This window comes from Cupriavidus sp. 22TCCZM04-2 (assembly GCF_057798895.1).
Genome location: NZ_JBYOJS010000006.1, coordinates 75,307 through 90,728 on the forward strand (window position 1 = coordinate 75,307; position 15,422 = coordinate 90,728).

The 15,422-nt window shown below is 58.4% G+C and carries 14 protein-coding genes and 2 pseudogenes; 8 read left to right on the plus strand and 8 right to left on the minus strand.

All coding sequences use genetic code 11. The features are described 5' to 3' along the window. From AC3FKG_RS11695 to AC3FKG_RS11705, 3 genes are all read left to right on the plus strand, one after another. Positions 1–900, plus strand: coding sequence for a DUF2950 domain-containing protein (locus tag AC3FKG_RS11695; protein ID WP_488743159.1), 900 nt, complete (start codon positions 1–3; stop codon positions 898–900). Between the two features lie 56 nt (positions 901–956). Next, the gene (locus tag AC3FKG_RS11700) at positions 957–2,063 is read left to right on the plus strand and encodes a DUF3300 domain-containing protein (protein WP_488743227.1); all 1,107 of its coding nucleotides are present in this window, start codon (positions 957–959) and stop codon (positions 2,061–2,063) included. A gap of 119 nt (positions 2,064–2,182) precedes the next feature. Next, positions 2,183–2,422: a hypothetical protein gene (locus tag AC3FKG_RS11705; RefSeq protein WP_488743160.1), complete on the plus strand. Its 240-nt coding sequence runs from the start codon at positions 2,183–2,185 to the stop codon at positions 2,420–2,422. Positions 2,423–2,852: 430 nt separating this feature from the next. On the opposite strand, the gene AC3FKG_RS11710 is transcribed toward AC3FKG_RS11705, so the two are convergent. Continuing rightward, positions 2,853–3,200 (minus strand): hypothetical protein, encoded by a 348-nt coding sequence (locus AC3FKG_RS11710; protein ID WP_488743161.1) that lies wholly within the window; start codon positions 3,198–3,200, stop codon positions 2,853–2,855. 404 nt (positions 3,201–3,604) lie between these two features. Between AC3FKG_RS11710 and AC3FKG_RS11715 the strand changes: the two genes are divergently transcribed. The 3 genes and pseudogenes from AC3FKG_RS11715 (at position 3,605) to AC3FKG_RS11725 (ending at position 5,492) form a co-directional block, all read left to right on the plus strand. After that, positions 3,605–3,832: a hypothetical protein gene (locus AC3FKG_RS11715; protein ID WP_488743162.1), complete on the plus strand. Its 228-nt coding sequence runs from the start codon at positions 3,605–3,607 to the stop codon at positions 3,830–3,832. Between the two features lie 18 nt (positions 3,833–3,850). Continuing rightward, positions 3,851–3,925, plus strand: a pseudogene (locus AC3FKG_RS11720) (GlsB/YeaQ/YmgE family stress response membrane protein); the annotation flags it as partial. A gap of 1,093 nt (positions 3,926–5,018) precedes the next feature. After that, entirely contained in the window at positions 5,019–5,492 is a 474-nt protein-coding gene (locus AC3FKG_RS11725; RefSeq protein WP_488743163.1) for a plasmid fertility inhibition factor family protein, read from the plus strand. A gap of 130 nt (positions 5,493–5,622) precedes the next feature. Here AC3FKG_RS11725 and AC3FKG_RS11730 read toward each other — a convergent pair whose 3' ends face one another. The 4 genes from AC3FKG_RS11730 to AC3FKG_RS11745 all read right to left on the minus strand — a co-directional run bounded on the left by AC3FKG_RS11730 (position 5,623) and on the right by AC3FKG_RS11745 (position 8,357). Next, positions 5,623–5,910 (minus strand): NUDIX hydrolase, encoded by a 288-nt coding sequence (locus tag AC3FKG_RS11730; RefSeq protein ID WP_488743164.1) that lies wholly within the window; start codon positions 5,908–5,910, stop codon positions 5,623–5,625. A 488-nt stretch (positions 5,911–6,398) separates the two neighbouring features. Further along, the gene (gene phbB, locus AC3FKG_RS11735; RefSeq protein ID WP_488743165.1) at positions 6,399–7,142 is read right to left on the minus strand and encodes an acetoacetyl-CoA reductase; all 744 of its coding nucleotides are present in this window, start codon (positions 7,140–7,142) and stop codon (positions 6,399–6,401) included. 175 nt (positions 7,143–7,317) lie between these two features. Then, positions 7,318–7,875 carry a phasin family protein gene (locus AC3FKG_RS11740; protein ID WP_488743166.1) on the minus strand — a complete coding sequence of 186 codons (558 nt, stop codon included), beginning with the start codon at positions 7,873–7,875 and terminating at the stop codon, positions 7,318–7,320. A 215-nt stretch (positions 7,876–8,090) separates the two neighbouring features. Next, a complete protein-coding gene (locus AC3FKG_RS11745) occupies positions 8,091–8,357 on the minus strand; it encodes a hypothetical protein (RefSeq protein WP_488743167.1) in 267 nt (88 codons plus the stop codon). A gap of 230 nt (positions 8,358–8,587) precedes the next feature. Here AC3FKG_RS11745 and AC3FKG_RS11750 point away from each other — a divergent pair, with 230 nt between their 5' ends. After that, the gene (locus AC3FKG_RS11750; protein WP_488743168.1) at positions 8,588–8,785 is read left to right on the plus strand and encodes a hypothetical protein; all 198 of its coding nucleotides are present in this window, start codon (positions 8,588–8,590) and stop codon (positions 8,783–8,785) included. A gap of 3 nt (positions 8,786–8,788) precedes the next feature. On the opposite strand, the pseudogene AC3FKG_RS11755 reads toward AC3FKG_RS11750, so the two are convergent. The 3 genes and pseudogenes from AC3FKG_RS11755 to AC3FKG_RS11765 all read right to left on the minus strand — a co-directional run bounded on the left by AC3FKG_RS11755 (position 8,789) and on the right by AC3FKG_RS11765 (position 12,913). After that, positions 8,789–9,670, minus strand: a pseudogene (locus AC3FKG_RS11755) (ADP-ribosylglycohydrolase family protein). 613 nt (positions 9,671–10,283) lie between these two features. Then, positions 10,284–10,505 carry a DUF2188 domain-containing protein gene (locus tag AC3FKG_RS11760; protein ID WP_488743169.1) on the minus strand — a complete coding sequence of 74 codons (222 nt, stop codon included), beginning with the start codon at positions 10,503–10,505 and terminating at the stop codon, positions 10,284–10,286. Between the two features lie 1,607 nt (positions 10,506–12,112). After that, positions 12,113–12,913 (minus strand): prohibitin family protein, encoded by an 801-nt coding sequence (locus AC3FKG_RS11765; RefSeq protein ID WP_488743170.1) that lies wholly within the window; start codon positions 12,911–12,913, stop codon positions 12,113–12,115. Positions 12,914–13,316: 403 nt separating this feature from the next. Here AC3FKG_RS11765 and AC3FKG_RS11770 point away from each other — a divergent pair, with 403 nt between their 5' ends. Beyond that, positions 13,317–15,386 (plus strand): AAA family ATPase, encoded by a 2,070-nt coding sequence (locus tag AC3FKG_RS11770; protein ID WP_488743171.1) that lies wholly within the window; start codon positions 13,317–13,319, stop codon positions 15,384–15,386. The last annotated feature ends 36 nt before the right edge of the window (positions 15,387–15,422 follow it).

Below are 15,422 nucleotides of genomic sequence, written 5' to 3' on the forward strand. Positions count from 1 at the left end.
ATGATATTTCGACCAGGACACGGCATAAGACGACTAGCCTTATTGGGCCTACCGCTTATCTTCGCACTACTGGCAAAGGCGGCGATCGCACAGCAGCATTTCGACTCCCCAGAGGCCGGCATGAACGCCTTCGGCGAGGCCGTACTACGCGATGACCAGGCTGCGCTGAAGCGGATTCTTGGGGACGACTTCCGGGAGATCGTGCCGCCCGTCGGCGACGACGCACGCGAGAAGTTTGTCCGGGCGTGGAACGTTTCCCACTCGGTTCAGACCGCCGACGGCCACAGCATGGTCACGGTCGGAGATGGCGGCTGGACCCTGCCTGTGCCGCTCGTGAGAGGCGCAACGGGCTGGCAGTTCGATACCCGTGCCGGCCTGCAAGAGATGCGCGTCCGCAGAATCGGCGCGAACGAGCTGGCCGCGATTCAGACCTTGCTCGCCATCCGTGACGCTCAGGACGAATACGCAGAGGTCACGCACGACGGCGAAAAGCTTCACGTCTATGCAAGCAAGCTGGCCAGCTCTCCCGGCAAGCATGACGGCTTGTATTGGCCGACGTCGCCAAACGAACCCCCGAGCCCGCTTGGCGAGGCCTTCCGTGACGCCAGCCGGCCGAATCAAAGCACGGACGGCTACAACGGATACCGATTCAAGCTGCTTACCGCGCAGGGCAAGCATGCTCAGTCGGGAGCGATGAACTACGTGGTCGACGGCAAGCTCTTCGGAGGTTTTGCGGTGATCGCGTGGCCGGTGCGCTATGGCGAGACGGGCGTAATGACATTCATGGTGAATCATCTGGGCATCATCTATGAACGCAATCTCGGCCCAAAGACCGAGATCAAAGCAGCCGAGACCAAAACCTTTGACCCAGCGCCAGGCTGGAGGCGGGTATCCCCATGAAGCGTATTGCAACCCTCACCGGCTGTATCGCGCTGACCCTCGCGGGATGTCAGACCATGCCTGCAACCAGTGCGAATGGGGCCTCGGCGCAAACACCAGCGGCTATGCAAACGCAGCCGCAGGCGGCGCCGCGGCCAGCCGGAGCGACATTCAAGCCTGAGGAGATTGAAGCGCTCGTTGCGCCGATCGCCCTGTATTCAGACTCGGTGCTCTCTCAAGCCCTGATGGCGTCGACCTATCCGATGGAGGTCGTGCTGGCTGCGCGATGGGTAAAGGCACATCCGGATTTGAAGGGCGACGCGGCAATCAAGGCCGTAGAGAAGGAGCCGTGGGATGTCAGTGTGAAGTCTCTGGTGGCCTTTCCCCAGGTTCTTGAACCGATGAACGACAACATCGACTGGATGCAGAACCTGGGCGACGCGTTCCTCGCGCAGGAGCAGGATGTTTTCGGGGCTGTACAACGGCTTCGCGCAAAGGCACGGCAGACTGGGAACCTCCAGTCCAATGCGCAGCAGAAGGTCACGACCGAAACAACGGCCTCAGGTCAGAGCGTCGTGATCATTGAACCTGCGAACCCTCAGACCATTTACATCCCGGCCTATGACCCGGGTGTCGTCTATGGCGCCTGGGCCTATCCGGCATACCCATACTACTACTGGCCCCCCTACCCCGCCTACTACCCGGGCTATGCCTATGGCGCCGGGCTCGCGTGGGGGGTTGGCCTGGTGACTGCCGCAGCGATCTTCAGCAACGCCAATTGGAATAACAATAACGTACACATCGAGCATCACAAGGCCCGCAACATCGACCGGAACTTCGACGCCAGCAAGCTGGATGGTAGCCGGTGGCAGCATGATGCCCGACATCGCCAGGGCGTCGCTTATCGCGACAACGCGTCTCGCGAGAAATTCGGGCGCAGTTCACCCGGCGCCGAGGCTCGCAACGGATTCCGCGGCCGAGAAGGCGCTGCCACCCGAGACAGTGGGTTCAGAGGTGTCTCCAACGGGCGTGGTGAAATACAGCGTGATCTGAATCGTGGCAACTCAAGTCTCGGGTCGGGCCGTGGGAATGCCGGCGGGTTCAGAGGCAGTTCCGGCGGCGGACGCGGATTTGGCGGTGGAGGTGGCGGCGGTCGCGGAGGCGGCCGCGGAGGCCGCCGATAGGATAACGCTGGACGTTTTGGCTTGGCCCGACCAATACTACTCCGTGGGCGGGCAATGCCACTTGGCCTGGCAAGCGGACCGTCCACGTCCTCACCTGTCCTTTTTATCGGGAGCAACGCATGAAGAAAATCGCCACAACCCTTCTGTTCGCAGCAGTGTTGGCATCGCCAGCCTGGGCAGCTCAAAAGGCGGCAGATGATCACCTCGTCCAGTTGCGTATGGACGAACAAGCTGCGCGCAAGGAATATGACCGCAAGGTCAAGGAGGCAAAGGGCGTGTACGACGAGGCCAAGAAGGCCGCCGCGAAAGAGCGTGACGCGGCAATCGCCAGCGCGCGAGCGAAAGCCGGGCAAAAGTAATGACATATGGCCAGCGCTCATTCGCTGGCCATGTAGCTCTATCTGTGCTCCATCCGGTCGCTGTTAGCCCGACGTCCACAGCGCATATCCACGGCTAACGTCCGAGGCGCCGCCCGCACATCCAACCGTCACAGGAGGATTGTGCAGTGGCGATGATGAACCTCGATGTAGTGCCTACACCACGAGCAGAGTTCCACGCGGTTATTCAGCGGGGCGGTAATGGCGATTACAAACTCGGCAGCGTTGCCAAGCTTGGCCGGCACAAAGGCTGCCACGAAGGTGTTTTCTGACGCCAAGAAAGGACTCTTGAAGCGGTGGGGTGCTTCGGCGCGTCGCCGCCTCCACCCGACCAACGGTGGTCTACTATCGCACCGCCGGAAGGCTAGCTAGCCCGGGACAGGAAGGGCGAGATGCAGTCGACCATGCGGCGTCAGTGCTCGTCAATGCTTCGCGTGGCCAAGGGCGTTTGCTTTTGCGCTGCGGCTGTCACTGAGTCGGTTCCTAATACACCGTTCAATGCCATTTTCGCGCCAGACTTCTTGAAGACCGGTCCCCAATCGACCAGCCGATAGACTGGTCCGTCCTTCTCAATACGAACCCCGGCCTGTGCCGCTGCTTGTTTTACTAGCATGGTCACAGTCTTCTTATCGATGCCAGTCCGCGCTACCACCTTGACCAAGGTCGCATCGGTGATGGCGTCGATCGCAGCCAGTACGGTAAGCATTCGCCGCAAGTCGCCCCTGGGGTATTTCGGCACGTCGTTGTTATCAACTGGCATCAATTCCCCGCTCACGATGTTGGATCGGATTACCCGCGACAGTCTTTTAACGGCAGAGAAACGACGGGGTTGACATTTGCAGTGCGCGTGGCCACCGCGCGGCCCGGGCATGCGCTCTGACGGTCCAGTTGATTTGCACTAGTCCCGACTTGGTCAACCTAGATGCCGCCGCGCGAACCCGACAGTCCCATCGACCCGAAGCGGCCAGTTGTCGCCGCGGAGTTGAATGGCTGCCGTACTGACTGACAACACCGCACTGCCCCGACTTGGGGACTCGCGATGGCGCGAATCAGCGTCCAGTCCCATAGTCGGCCATCTGCACCGGATCCAGTGGATCGCTCTGCAAGCTCATTGACGTGCGCCTCGTCAGGTTAGACTTGCGCAGGAAACCACATGGAGCCACGATGGACCCGGATGACGTGATACGAGATTTCGAGCGCCTTGCGCTGGATGACACGACCGAATTGGAGGTCGACGACGCAATTGCCGGCTTGGCGGTGCTGTTGGCCGATCCGGCAATCGCGGGGAAAGAACGGGCCTTGCTGACCCAAGTGGGTGCAACACTCTATCGGTTGGGCCTGAGCGAACGAGTGGTCACGGCGCTCAGGAAGCGAGGCGACACAACTCAGTGACCGCCCCCCCCGCCGCGGGTTGGATCCATCATCACGGCGGTGATCGGTGCTGTCATCCTGCTTTTTGTCATTCGACTCATGAAGCGCGGGTAGCGGAAATCAGAGTCGACTAGCTGCCAGGAATTCAGCCACGGCGCGTGGTTCAAACTCGCGCAATCCGTGGCAACCTGCCCCATCATCGCAGCCTCACGAACGCCTCGGGCATAGAGGGGCGACTCGGATGGCCGAGCCGCCCCTTAAGCGACCTTCGTCAGTTCTCCCATAGAAGCGGCCGTTCAATTCATGAACGTTGAGTATCGACCGAATCGATAGGCAAGGCCACCCATAGTCGACAAACAAATCACGATGAGAAGAGGCCATCCCGGGGCCCAATATTTCGGGAGCATCACCATCGGATGAAAAAAAAACCGGAGCGAAGCGGGGGCTCGGTCCGGTCCTGCGCAGCGGCGCACAAGTGGTGCAGCACGTCCGCTGCGGACATGAATTAAATCATACTGAACACTGATGTTAGCGGAGCCAATGTCACATGTTGCAATGCAGCAACGAAAAACTAGCTGTCTTTGAATCTGGCAAGGCACGAATTGCGCGCCAAGGGCTTCAACATGCACTTCACGGCTACAAGGGGCGCGGGAGTGGGCTAAGGTAAAAAGCAAACCCAAGTGGGCCCAGGAATTTTCCACTTGTCATACCGATGAAGCCCATAGTTCACTATTTTCATTCGCACCCGCCTCATCATGGGGCTCGCTACTATTGGGCATTGGCAGTCTGCCTTCTTGTAGTCGGCCTCTTGTATCTCGCATGGACGATGCTTTTGGCAACCCAATAGGGCGATGCTGGCAAACTAAGCCAATGTGGGAATAATGCGCGCCGGAAGCATACGCCCGCCAAGGCGCCGGCTGGATGGCTTTGGTCCAAGCATCGAACGAGACGAGTTCAGGCGCCCAACTGATCGCCAGCAGCCATCGTACTTTCACACCTTCGACAATGAGTCCACCTGCAGCCACTGTTACGCTGTCTAAGTGGACCTACGGAGAGCCCCGCATGCTTGCAAGATGGATGATGCCGGAATGGTATCTTCCAATCTTGCTCGGTCACATTGGCCACCATCGGCGCAGTCTCAGCTTTCGGCTGAACCTGGCTTGGCGCGCACAGGATCGCGCATAATATGAGACTTCGAAACGGAATCATGGAAGAAGATCAGGTGCATCTTGGTCCACACGGGAACTGGATAATCCCTCTTCACGGCCATGAGCCGTATTCCTTCACGCGCATGCGGCGCGTCTTGGCCTCGCCCGACTCCCGTCATAAGGTGGTCGTGGTCGATTTGAAAAGGCTACTTGCTTGCGCGGATCGCGATACGAGTGACTATGTCCTCGGAGCCGTTCAGTACTGGCCTTCGGGAAAAGTACACGGCATTCGCGAATTCCTGGATCCGCGCCAGGAAAGAATTCCGGAAATGCCATACGTAACCTTTAGAACTCGGCGCTCCCACACGTTGCTCGGCTTGTTAGGCGTTGATCGGGAAGGCGTGGTGTCCTTTCGAAATGGTCAGCATCGCGCGCGCTATCTGTCGTATGCAGGCGCAAATTACGTTCCGGTTGAGGTTCACGAGACTGAGGCGGACCGACTTGAACGCTATTGTGGGCGGGTCGGCAGCTAGCCTTTCACTCGCCCGTTCAGGCAAAAACTTGGCCCGGCGCGGCAGAAATTGGCAACCGTTCAGGGTGACACGATCGAATTTTGCGGAGGAAAAGGCCGGTCAGAGCAGCGGCATTACGTCTCCTTCCCGGTCAGGGTTCCGCAGCAGCCTGCAACGCGTACCTGTCTCCAGAAAAGAACGACTTCATGATCTGGCGCGTGACAGGGCTCACGAGGATCTCATCCATTTCCAAAAGCGAGAACCACTGGCAACATGCGATTTCCTTGCCTGGCTTCGGAACGGCGCTCTTTCCAATATTGGCCAAGAAGACGTGATGCAGTGTGGTTGGGCCGAATACTTGGAACAAAAGGCCTACGCCTTTGGCGCTGAGAGCCGTCTCCTCCTCTTTCTCGTCCAGCCGCATCAGCGAATGACTCATCCACGCGCGGGCGTCCGCCAGGCAGCGCCCATTTGCAGCCAACTTTCGAGACAAGCAGCACACGATCGCCGCGTAAACAAACTACGGTGGCTCTAGCCTTGATATTCACCACCCACTCCCATCAGAAGTCCGGCGAGGTTGCATCATACTCGCCCTTCCCCCGCCCATATCAACCGCTCGCGACACACTGATGACATGGAGCGTGGCGCGCGTGCAAGCTCTCACGATAACCGGATGTCAGGCCGTTTTTCGGTATTGCCGCGGCACGCTCCGATGTGCGTTGTCCGGTTGCTACCTGTTGGCGACTCGCCGTTGGACTACGCCACTCGCCTTTTTTCAATCGCCACATGCAGCATGCTTTGCGTCCGACTCCCCAATCAAGTGGCCTAGGTCTCTGGATGCTAATGTCCTGTGTGGGTTCGGCCATCGCCGATCCCCATGTTTGGGCAGCCCACCGCATTAGGAGAGACAGACTGCCCATGGGTGCGTCAGTCCATATGCTGTCCGCCATTGATGGCGAGATTTGCACCAGTCAGGTAGGCCGCGTCCTCGGAGCAAAGGAACGCAACCAGTCCCGCCACCTCCTCCGGCTTGCCCAGGCGTCCCATGGGAATTTGCGGCAGGATTTTGCTGTCCATGATGTCCTTCGGCACGGCCATCACCATCTCGGTGGCCAGATAGCCCGGTGATACCGTGTTGACCGTCACCCCTTTCCTGGCGACTTCCAGAGCCAGCGCCTTGGTGAATCCATGCATACCGGCCTTGGCCGCGGAATAGTTGGTCTGGCCGAAGGCGCCTTTCGAGCCGTTGACTGACGAGATATTGATGATCCGGCCCCACCCGCGCTCCACCATGCCCTCGCAGAGCGGCTTGGTGACATTGAACACAGAGTCGAGATTGGTTTTCATCACCGCATCCCAATTTGGCTTGTCCATCTTCTTAAACGCCATGTCACGCGTGATGCCGGCGTTGTTCACCAAGATGTCGACCCGGCCCAGGTCGACCAGGATCTGCGCCATACCTGCCTGGCAGTTCGCGTAGTCCGCCACATCTGCCTCGTAAGCGCGCATCTCGCGACCATTCGCCGCCATGCTTGCCAGCCATTCCTGGACTTTGGTGTTGCCCGGCGAATGGGTTACCACCACCGTATGGCCCGCGTCATGCAAGCGGATGGAAATGGCCTCTCCCAGGCCACCCATACCGCCCGTAACCAGTGCGACTTTCTTTGTCATGCTCATTCTCTCTTTTTGAAGTTAAAAGACCCCTGATCTGCCGGGAAGGGCAGACCGACCTGAAATAATCATCGCAACAGCTACTCCCCCTGCCGGCGCCATGCCGCAGGGGCGAGTTGGTCGTGACTACTTTTTTTTGTATGGGTCCGGCTACGCGCGCACGCGAGACTTCGCGTCAGATCCCTGACGAGCGGCGCGCTGCCTGGCTATCCGCACCCGTGCCAAAGGCCGTGGTCGCGGTATAACTAGCGGAAGCCAGCTCGGCCAGTTGCTGGCTGGTGGCTTGCGCAGAGTGGTAGGAGTGCTTAGCGATGTCTAATGCCGTCTGCAGCATGGCGGAAACCGCCTCGGAACCCGCCGGCGCATTTTTCAAGAAGGTAACGACCAAGGTCTGCACATGGCATTGGTGCTGCTCATATTGCTCTTCCGCGACCTTGGCCAGTTCCACTTGAGCTTGCAATGCGATCTCACACACGTGGCGCGCGTACGAGATGGCTTTGTCCACAGCGGCTTGTTGCACGTTGCCTTGCGCTGACAGGACATCCCACCGATCTTCGCTAGTCCCTACGGCCTTCAGGTTCTCCTGCGCTTTGGCCATGGCTGCCTTGGCCGCCTGCAGGTTCAGTTCCGTCAGCTTCTGGATCCCTGCGAGGGTCGGGTTTGACACCTTCGCCAGATTGGCCAGGCTATTTTTGTGCACCGAAGCAAACTGATCGGACGTAAAAGAGGACATGCGTTGAGTTCTCCCTTCTGAGCACCGGTCGAGCCCGGTTCGGACGGGCTTCCGGATTTCAAAGGCGGGCAAAGTGCCAACGTCGAAAACAAAGTTGCACCCGCACTACCCGCTGCGGGTTGAGTTCGGCCGGCCGGAAACCGAACGCGACTTCTGGCAGCAAGGTCAAGAGATCGAACTGGTTCCGCTGGTTCGGCTGGTTCGTGATGGCCTGTTTAGGCTATCCGTTGCAGCATGGCCTGTATTGCCGGTAGGCGGATGTCGGTTTGCTGGATAGATTTCTCAACCCTAGACCGAACCCGCAGCGCCAGTATTTCTGCCACGACCATTGCATCGTCGTAGGCGGCAACTGGTTTCGCACCGTCACAGACCAATTCGTTCATCGGCACGTCATCGTCGTAGGCGATTATCAGCACACCGGGCCGAAACACGCCGCTTGATACCACTTCGACCCGTGGAACCACTCGATAGCTGACGTACACGTCCCCCTTCCTTCACCGCCTTGGCGGTGCCTACGCGTTCTTGGGCGCTTTGGATATGCGTTCAAGCAGCATACCGTCCTTCTGGACCGGCAGCGGACGCATTCGGGTTAGGGGAATTCACCGGTAATGATGTGCACCGGGAACGGTTAGAATCTTTCCTCTAATTTTTCGCATCACAAGCCCTATCAACGTGGGAGGCAGCGAGGTACGAAACAATCAAGGAGATACACATGCTGAGTCCGCATGAATGCGCGACGTTGATGCTGATCAACAGTGCGCCCGATCAAATCGAACTAGGCCGTGCGGAACTTTACGCTCTGCTGGAACGTCAGTTTGTGACCATAGAACCGCTGGCTTCTGGGCACCGACTCCCTCGCATCACGGCGCACGGCCATGCATTCCTGCACGCCGTCGCGCGAATTCGCTGACGATTACTGATTGTCTGCCATCGCGGCATCAAATCGAAAGATCAATGATTCCGCGATGTCAAAGCCGCGAAGCTGCTTTAGCCATCGTCTGGGTATGCCTGCCAGACCGAAACGAATCCCGGCAAGCCCACCAGCGACAGCAGCAGTCGTGTCCGTATCGTGCCCGTAGAGGATCGCACTGCGGACCACACCCTCAAACGAATCCTCTTCCATAGCCTGACGTGCCGACCACAGGCAGTCCAGTACATACCCGGTCCCGCGTGGCTTGTCAGTCTTCGGGAAACTTCTCAGTACGTCCAGTTCGCGCAGATACGCCTTCCGTTCTCGTTCACCGGTTCAGTCTTGGTAAATCTCATCTAGACGGCTGTCCGCCCATGACCACGGATCGGGAAGCTTGCACAGATAGCCTCGGGCGACCAGACAGAAATATGCGCAGGCCACCAAAGACCGTGGATGAGCGTGGGTTGGCAGGGATTGTAGGTGTGCGTCGTGGACCAGTGCTTCATCGCTGCCGGTGTGCCATAGGGCCAGTGGTAAGACCCGCATCAGAGACCCATTTCCGTTGCTGCGTTCATCGGCCCCGCCGGATTCGTGCGGCGACACGCCATCGCGCAAGTAGCCCAAGGCTTCAGCCGTCTGGATGCCAACATCGAAGACATCACCATCGACAGCCATATAGCCATCGTCTAGCCATTGCAGCAACCGGTCGGATAAGTCGGTGAGGCTGAACTGTCCGCAATCCATGAGGCTGGCTAGTAGGCAGAGGACTTGTGCGCCGTCGTCGGACCACGTGCCCTCGGGTATGCCTGGGTGGGAACGAGGAAACCCCACCGGTGGTTTCATCTCGATCTGCTTCCGGGATGGTAATAGTTCCGGCGAACGAATTCGAACGGTACGCCGATGGCATCGCCAACCAGTAGCCCCACCAGTCCCCCGATGGCCGCATTGGTCGTATGGTCCCGCAACAGTCCGGCAAACCCATCATTGTTCTTGTCTGCCAAATTCATTCTCCCCGACTGGTGTTGGTTGTTCGAGTATGGAAGCGACAGGTGCGTCCAATGGTGTCAATGGTACCGATGGGACCGGTGACCACCAATGGTTTCGGGACCGATCGTCGTGCAGCTTCGGCAACCATTTGGGACATATGGAAACGGATGAGGTTGCCAATAGTTTACAACGCACACTGCATTGCTTGTCATTGTGGTGAGGTACTGGCGCTTGGTACGCTGCCGAGTGGAGGCAGAAGTTCACGGCGAGGCCTCACTCATTTGAGTTGGGTGACAAATCTTGTCACTTCTGCGGCCCACCAGAGGCAAAATTTGTCCGCCCCCCTCAGCGACTTTTGTCGCGAGTCGACGCTGTGGCAGCCAGCATGCTGGTAACCGTCATACTTGTTTCATGATTCCAGCCGGGCCTGCGCGGGGTCTTCAGCTCGCTCCGTAGTATTGGCAACAGTTTGGTCCGCGTCGGAGCAGCCGGCAGCCTGCTGGCCACGACATTAGCCTTCCATGTCCAGGGGGTCGCGGCCGTTGGCATTGCGCTTTCTTATCTGGCCGTCTCGCCCGTGGATGAGTAGCTCGACCCGTCGTCGCTTAGCATTCTCGGTGCCGTTGGCGATCGCTTCTTCCAGTGTCCGGAATGTTTCCCGACCGTGTCCGCCATCGGCCACCACTGCCCAGCGGTCTCCGGCACAAAAGACGTGAACAGCTTTGCTTGACATGGCTGTCTCCTGCCTTGCTTATGCTGCACTGCTTGTGCGCCCTTCTCACGAACCGGTATTGACCATCGTCGGGCATGGAGTTTCCGCCCTATCGCCAGCCCACGGCTTATGTGGCCGTGAATCCAAGGCTGACGTCTTTGGACTCGCCGATTCCACGCGGTATGGCCAATTCCTGCCATGTACGCCTGGCCTCGCCGTCGATGCAGGGCGAGCCCACTAGCAAATATCGGCGCCCACTGGCAGTCACACCGATTCCCGTGCGGCGGTTGAATGATTCAATCGCAGTGCTCACCCTGTACTCTTGGTTATCAAGGCAAAACCCCACGAAATACTGTCGACCAGAGTTTGTTTCGCGTACCCCCCACTGCACGAGTGTGACTAATGGGTGTGCGTCAACAGACGCGGCCGTTTTTTTCTTCATATGTTCTCCTCCCTCAACACACGGGGAATCACGACCGAGAGGCGTGCTGGGGCGAAATGGAGTTGGGAACATTGGTTTTGACCCTAGTGCCGATGCTAGAACTACCGCCGCTTGGGGAGAGGCTCAGACTCGAGTGCCGCCGCACCCCACCGACTGCCAAATATTGGGCGTATGCAAAAGCTCGCACACCACTCCGCAATTGGCATGCCAGCTTCTCGTAACGCTGTCGTTATTGAGCCACTGCACCGAATTGCGATAGTGAGATTGTGATTGGCTGACACAATGCTCCGGTGAAGGGACAGCGCGTCCTGGCGATGCCGTTCAACCGAGCCAGGCGGAATCGCGCGATTCGCCTCTGCTGTCAGGGACTTTCACGCCCTCTTCGAGCCTGGTATCGAAGAAGCACAGGTTGTTTCCCCCCGCGCTCCTTTGCCTCATACAGGGCCAGGTCTGCCTTAAGCAGATCCCGATAGCCTCGGTGCCCGATGCCATAAAAGCATCTCCACTGCCTTTCAGTGAGCCAGGGACGCTTGAATGCTGGCCTGGAGAATGACTGGTGTGGTTTGGGAGCCGTCATACGCCGGGACGGGGGCGCACGACCGAGATGGGTCGGGAAGAGCCGGCGCCGCGCCTTCCCCTCAGTTCGCGGATGCCGAACCCTTCCGTGATCCTATAACTGACACATCAAGGTGGGGCGCGCGGCACTCTGGAGACCGGAATGCTACCTATCGCCATGTCTAGCGTGCTGCTGTCGGTATGGCTGGACTCACAGCCTACTGCGGGAGGGGGACATGTCTCAGACAAGGAACAGTAGTCCTGGTCACGGGGGCTACTGGCGGTATCGGGGCGCCGTCTGCGCACGGCTATCGCATGCTGGTTATTCACTGATTCTCGCCGCGCGGAGCTTGCGGCGGAAGGAACCGTCCTGTACGGCATAGTACTGATGCCACCCCAGATGCGGCCCATCGACGAATGCCAGCCTCCGGCGGACACGTGGCGCCAATATCGTGGCAGCCTGCCGGTACTGCAACGCCGGACGACACCATCGCAAAGAGGCGCGGGACGCGGCCCATCAGAAGGACTACGTTGAACGACTCATGGGCTGCAAACGCTGGCATGCATCCTGGGGCTTCGAGAAGCGGCTGTATTCAGGTGGAGTGGCCAACCCTACTTCGAAGGTGGCCAGCTACCTGATCTGAAGGAATGGCACCGCTGCCTGCCCGCTGTACTGCGGCAGCACACCATTCCATCTCTTAATGGCCTCGCGCTGGTTCTCCACCTCTCTGAGCTTGAGCAACTCGGGCGTTATCTGTTCCTTCTGGGCACGTAGCGACGCAGCTTCAGCTTGCGCCATCGTCAGCCGTTGTTCTGCCTCCACCCGAACACGTTCGAGATCGCGGTCGGCCTTGAGCTTCAGTTGTTCTGCCGTCGTCTTGGCTTCGATCGCATCGTCAAAGGAGCGCGAAAATCTGAAGTTGATCAGGCTGAATTCGTCGACCGCCAAGCCATGACGAAGCATGCGGTTGCGCAATTGCGTAACAATTCCAGCACTGACGTCGGCACGTTTTGTGATGAGTTCTTCGGCCGTATAGCGAGCGACGACAGCTTTCATACTCTCTTGGATGGCAGGCGCAACGATTCTGATTTCAGGCTCGTTGCCCAAGTCCCGGAAGATGGACACGGCCGACTCCGGATTGACGTGGTAGTTCAATGCTACCCGCATCTGCACCGATTGCAGATCCCGCGAAGCGGCTTCGCCATCAACTTCCGACTTCAATGTCGAGACATTCACCAAGTTCAGCGACTCCGCGATCGGCGTTCTCCAATGAATGCCCTCCGCATAGACAGTCGGGCTGGGTCTTCCGAACATTGTCATCACCCCGCGGTGACCCGCAGGAACCACCGCAAACGGCCGAAAGGTCCAAATCAGACCAATCGCAACAATGGCGCCCACGCCCAATGCCAGCTTTTTATCGCGGTTCTGCATCCGACACCTCTCTTGTTCAGGAAGATATGAATTTGGGACCTATGCAACGAGATACCCATTCACATTTGAGCAAAAGATCGACTTCAGGCAAGGAATTGCAACCTGGGTTCACCGGCATGGGTAGGTTGGCGGGGAAGCCCTCGCCGAGGTAGCCGCAACGCGTAAGGCGCTTCCTTCATCATCCAACCGTTACCCGCCCCAAGCTCAGCCAGTTGGCTATGAGCGCACTCGACGCGGCTTGCAACGCTGGGGTTGGCCCCTGTCAACTGTCTTCAGCCTCGGTCCGCGGCACCACGTTCGTCGCCTTCGAGGGAGCTATGCGTATGGGTGGATCTCATTTTAAATGGTTGCGTCAAAAGGCAACGATAGTAGATTTTCTTTATCAACAACAACAGAGCCCGACGTGCTGAACCTCTCCCAAATGCGCGGCGCCATTCGCCGAGCCGTCAAGACAATCAAGCGCGACTATGGGAGCATGTCCGTCAATGAGCGAAGACTCTTGGACGGTATGCTCGCGGCGCTAGTCCCGATGCTAGTGGCGGCAGTCCTGCTGACCCAGGATTTATCCCTCCACACCGAAAACAGGAGATCCGTCCTCGCTCAGGCCACGGATGTCTCGGTTGGCAGCATCTTGGCAAATCGTGACGGTATCGAATCATTCGACATCTTCCGAAGCAGTGCCTTCGAGAACGTGGCAATCGTCACGTACTGGAAGGATGGGCGCATCTCCAAGTCAATTCTGCCTCCGGATAGCTATAAGACCCTCGAACAAACCATCCTATTCGCGGGCACGACCCCGATTCGCTTCAAGCAATCCGACGGTGAGCCGGAGGCCTTCCTGAGCAGCGAGAACAAGATCAATTTCTCATCGCTCCTGAGCACGATGCTTTTGTGCATGATGACCTTCCTCGTCGCTCAACACTTTCTGTTCCGGCCAAAACCGTTTCGGGTAATTCAGCCAAAGGACCTCGCCGTCTCGATGGACGATCTCATTGGCAGTGACGACATCAAGGACGAGATTTTCCAACTGGCCGATCTCTGGGAGCAGCGGAGTACTTTCGAACGGCATGGTATTACCCGCACTTGGAATGTCTTGCTTACAGGTCCCGCGGGTACCGGAAAGACAAAAATGGCGTCCGCTCTGGCCAAGCGGTTGAACGTCCCGCTGCTCTATATGGATGCATCGCGACTGGAGACCGGCCTGATTGGAGGGGGCGCCCGGACGTTGGACAAGCTCAACCGCTGCGCCAATCGGATTGGCCAATGCATTGTGTTTCTCGATGAGGGCCAGAGTCTGCTCATGCAGCGCTCGACTCAAAACGGTCGACGCCACGACGACGCTGCACCAAACGCCCTGCTCTCGATCCTGGACGGCGTGGGCTCCAGGAATGACAAGAACATAATCTGGGTCATTGCGAGTAATTTCGATCAGCATACGTCCTCTCTGGACGATGCTGTACTACGCCGATTCCGCACCAAGGTCAATTTCCGGCTTCCCAATCACCTTGAACGGGAGGCTCTGATTTGTCACTTCCTTGCCCGTCGCGACGATTCCGTCAAAGAGAGCGATCTCGACTACAAGGCCCTCGCCGCGGCCACCTCCAGGCTGTCGCCAGCCCACCTCGAAATGGTTGTAGACAATGCCTCGCTGATCGCAATCCGGGAGCGCTCACCACTCAGCAATAGGATTCTGATGCGTGCCTTCGAGCGCACGATGATCGGGCTAACAGACCGCGGCCAGATGATGGACCAGGAGGACAAGCGGGAGATTGTTGCCACGCACGAGGCCGGGCATTTCCTGGCCAGCGTGCTGCGACATGCCGAAGCTGGCAAATCGCTCGACGAGGCGCGCGCTTTGGAGCAGACCCAGAAAATATCGGTGGAATCGGTTTCCCATATGGGTGCGCTGGGCTATGCCCTGCGCACCGATCATGAGGTACCGCTCTACACTAAAGAAGACCTCCTGTGGCAAGTGCGCGGCCTTTATGGCGGCCGCGCGGCCGAGTCGGTGGTCTATGGCGACAAACTGATTTCCAACGGGGCGCTCGGCGACATCAAGTCCGCGACACAGATTCTGGCGAACATGGTCGGTCAACTTGGCTTCGCGCCTTTCGGCCTCAAGAAGGCACCGGTCGACCTCACTCTGTATCGCGATGGCTCGAACAAACCGGTTCTCAGCCAGGAAGAACAGGCTTACGTGGAAATGCTAGCCAACCAGGAATACGAAGCAACCATATCCCTGGTCGGTCGTTTCCGCCCCGCACTCGACGTTATCCGCAGCTCATTGCTGGAACGCTACACCCTTTCGCGCGATGAGCTTTTTACCTTACTGGCGCCCTTTTGGCCGCAAGAAGGACCTGCGTTCGGTGCATTAGACTCGTCGCTTGGTGGGAGAGGCAATCGTGCAGCGCACTGTCTCGCTCTACGCAACCCGAAGACTACGGCGGAGGCGTGCAGAGCCGCCGATAACTGACCAGGGCGCTATCATCCATATGGAACCGGCCGGACC

Bases quoted from the DNA above. Each gene is read 5' to 3' on its own strand.
- AC3FKG_RS11705 (WP_488743160.1), top strand. From the start codon at position 2,183: ATGAAGAAAATCGCCACAACCCTTCTGTTCGCAGCAGTGTTGGCATCG.
- AC3FKG_RS11725 (WP_488743163.1), top strand. From the start codon at position 5,019: ATGGAAGAAGATCAGGTGCATCTTGGTCCACACGGGAACTGGATAATC.
- AC3FKG_RS11695 (WP_488743159.1), top strand. From the start codon at position 1: ATGATATTTCGACCAGGACACGGCATAAGACGACTAGCCTTATTGGGC.
- AC3FKG_RS11715 (WP_488743162.1), top strand. From the start codon at position 3,605: ATGGACCCGGATGACGTGATACGAGATTTCGAGCGCCTTGCGCTGGAT.
- AC3FKG_RS11710 (WP_488743161.1), bottom strand. From the start codon at position 3,200: ATGCCAGTTGATAACAACGACGTGCCGAAATACCCCAGGGGCGACTTG.
- AC3FKG_RS11700 (WP_488743227.1), top strand. From the start codon at position 957: ATGCCTGCAACCAGTGCGAATGGGGCCTCGGCGCAAACACCAGCGGCT.
- AC3FKG_RS11730 (WP_488743164.1), bottom strand. From the start codon at position 5,910: ATGAGTCATTCGCTGATGCGGCTGGACGAGAAAGAGGAGGAGACGGCT.
- AC3FKG_RS11765 (WP_488743170.1), bottom strand. From the start codon at position 12,913: ATGCAGAACCGCGATAAAAAGCTGGCATTGGGCGTGGGCGCCATTGTT.
- AC3FKG_RS11760 (WP_488743169.1), bottom strand. From the start codon at position 10,505: ATGTCAAGCAAAGCTGTTCACGTCTTTTGTGCCGGAGACCGCTGGGCA.
- AC3FKG_RS11740 (WP_488743166.1), bottom strand. From the start codon at position 7,875: ATGTCCTCTTTTACGTCCGATCAGTTTGCTTCGGTGCACAAAAATAGC.
- phbB (WP_488743165.1), bottom strand. From the start codon at position 7,142: ATGACAAAGAAAGTCGCACTGGTTACGGGCGGTATGGGTGGCCTGGGA.
- AC3FKG_RS11750 (WP_488743168.1), top strand. From the start codon at position 8,588: ATGCTGAGTCCGCATGAATGCGCGACGTTGATGCTGATCAACAGTGCG.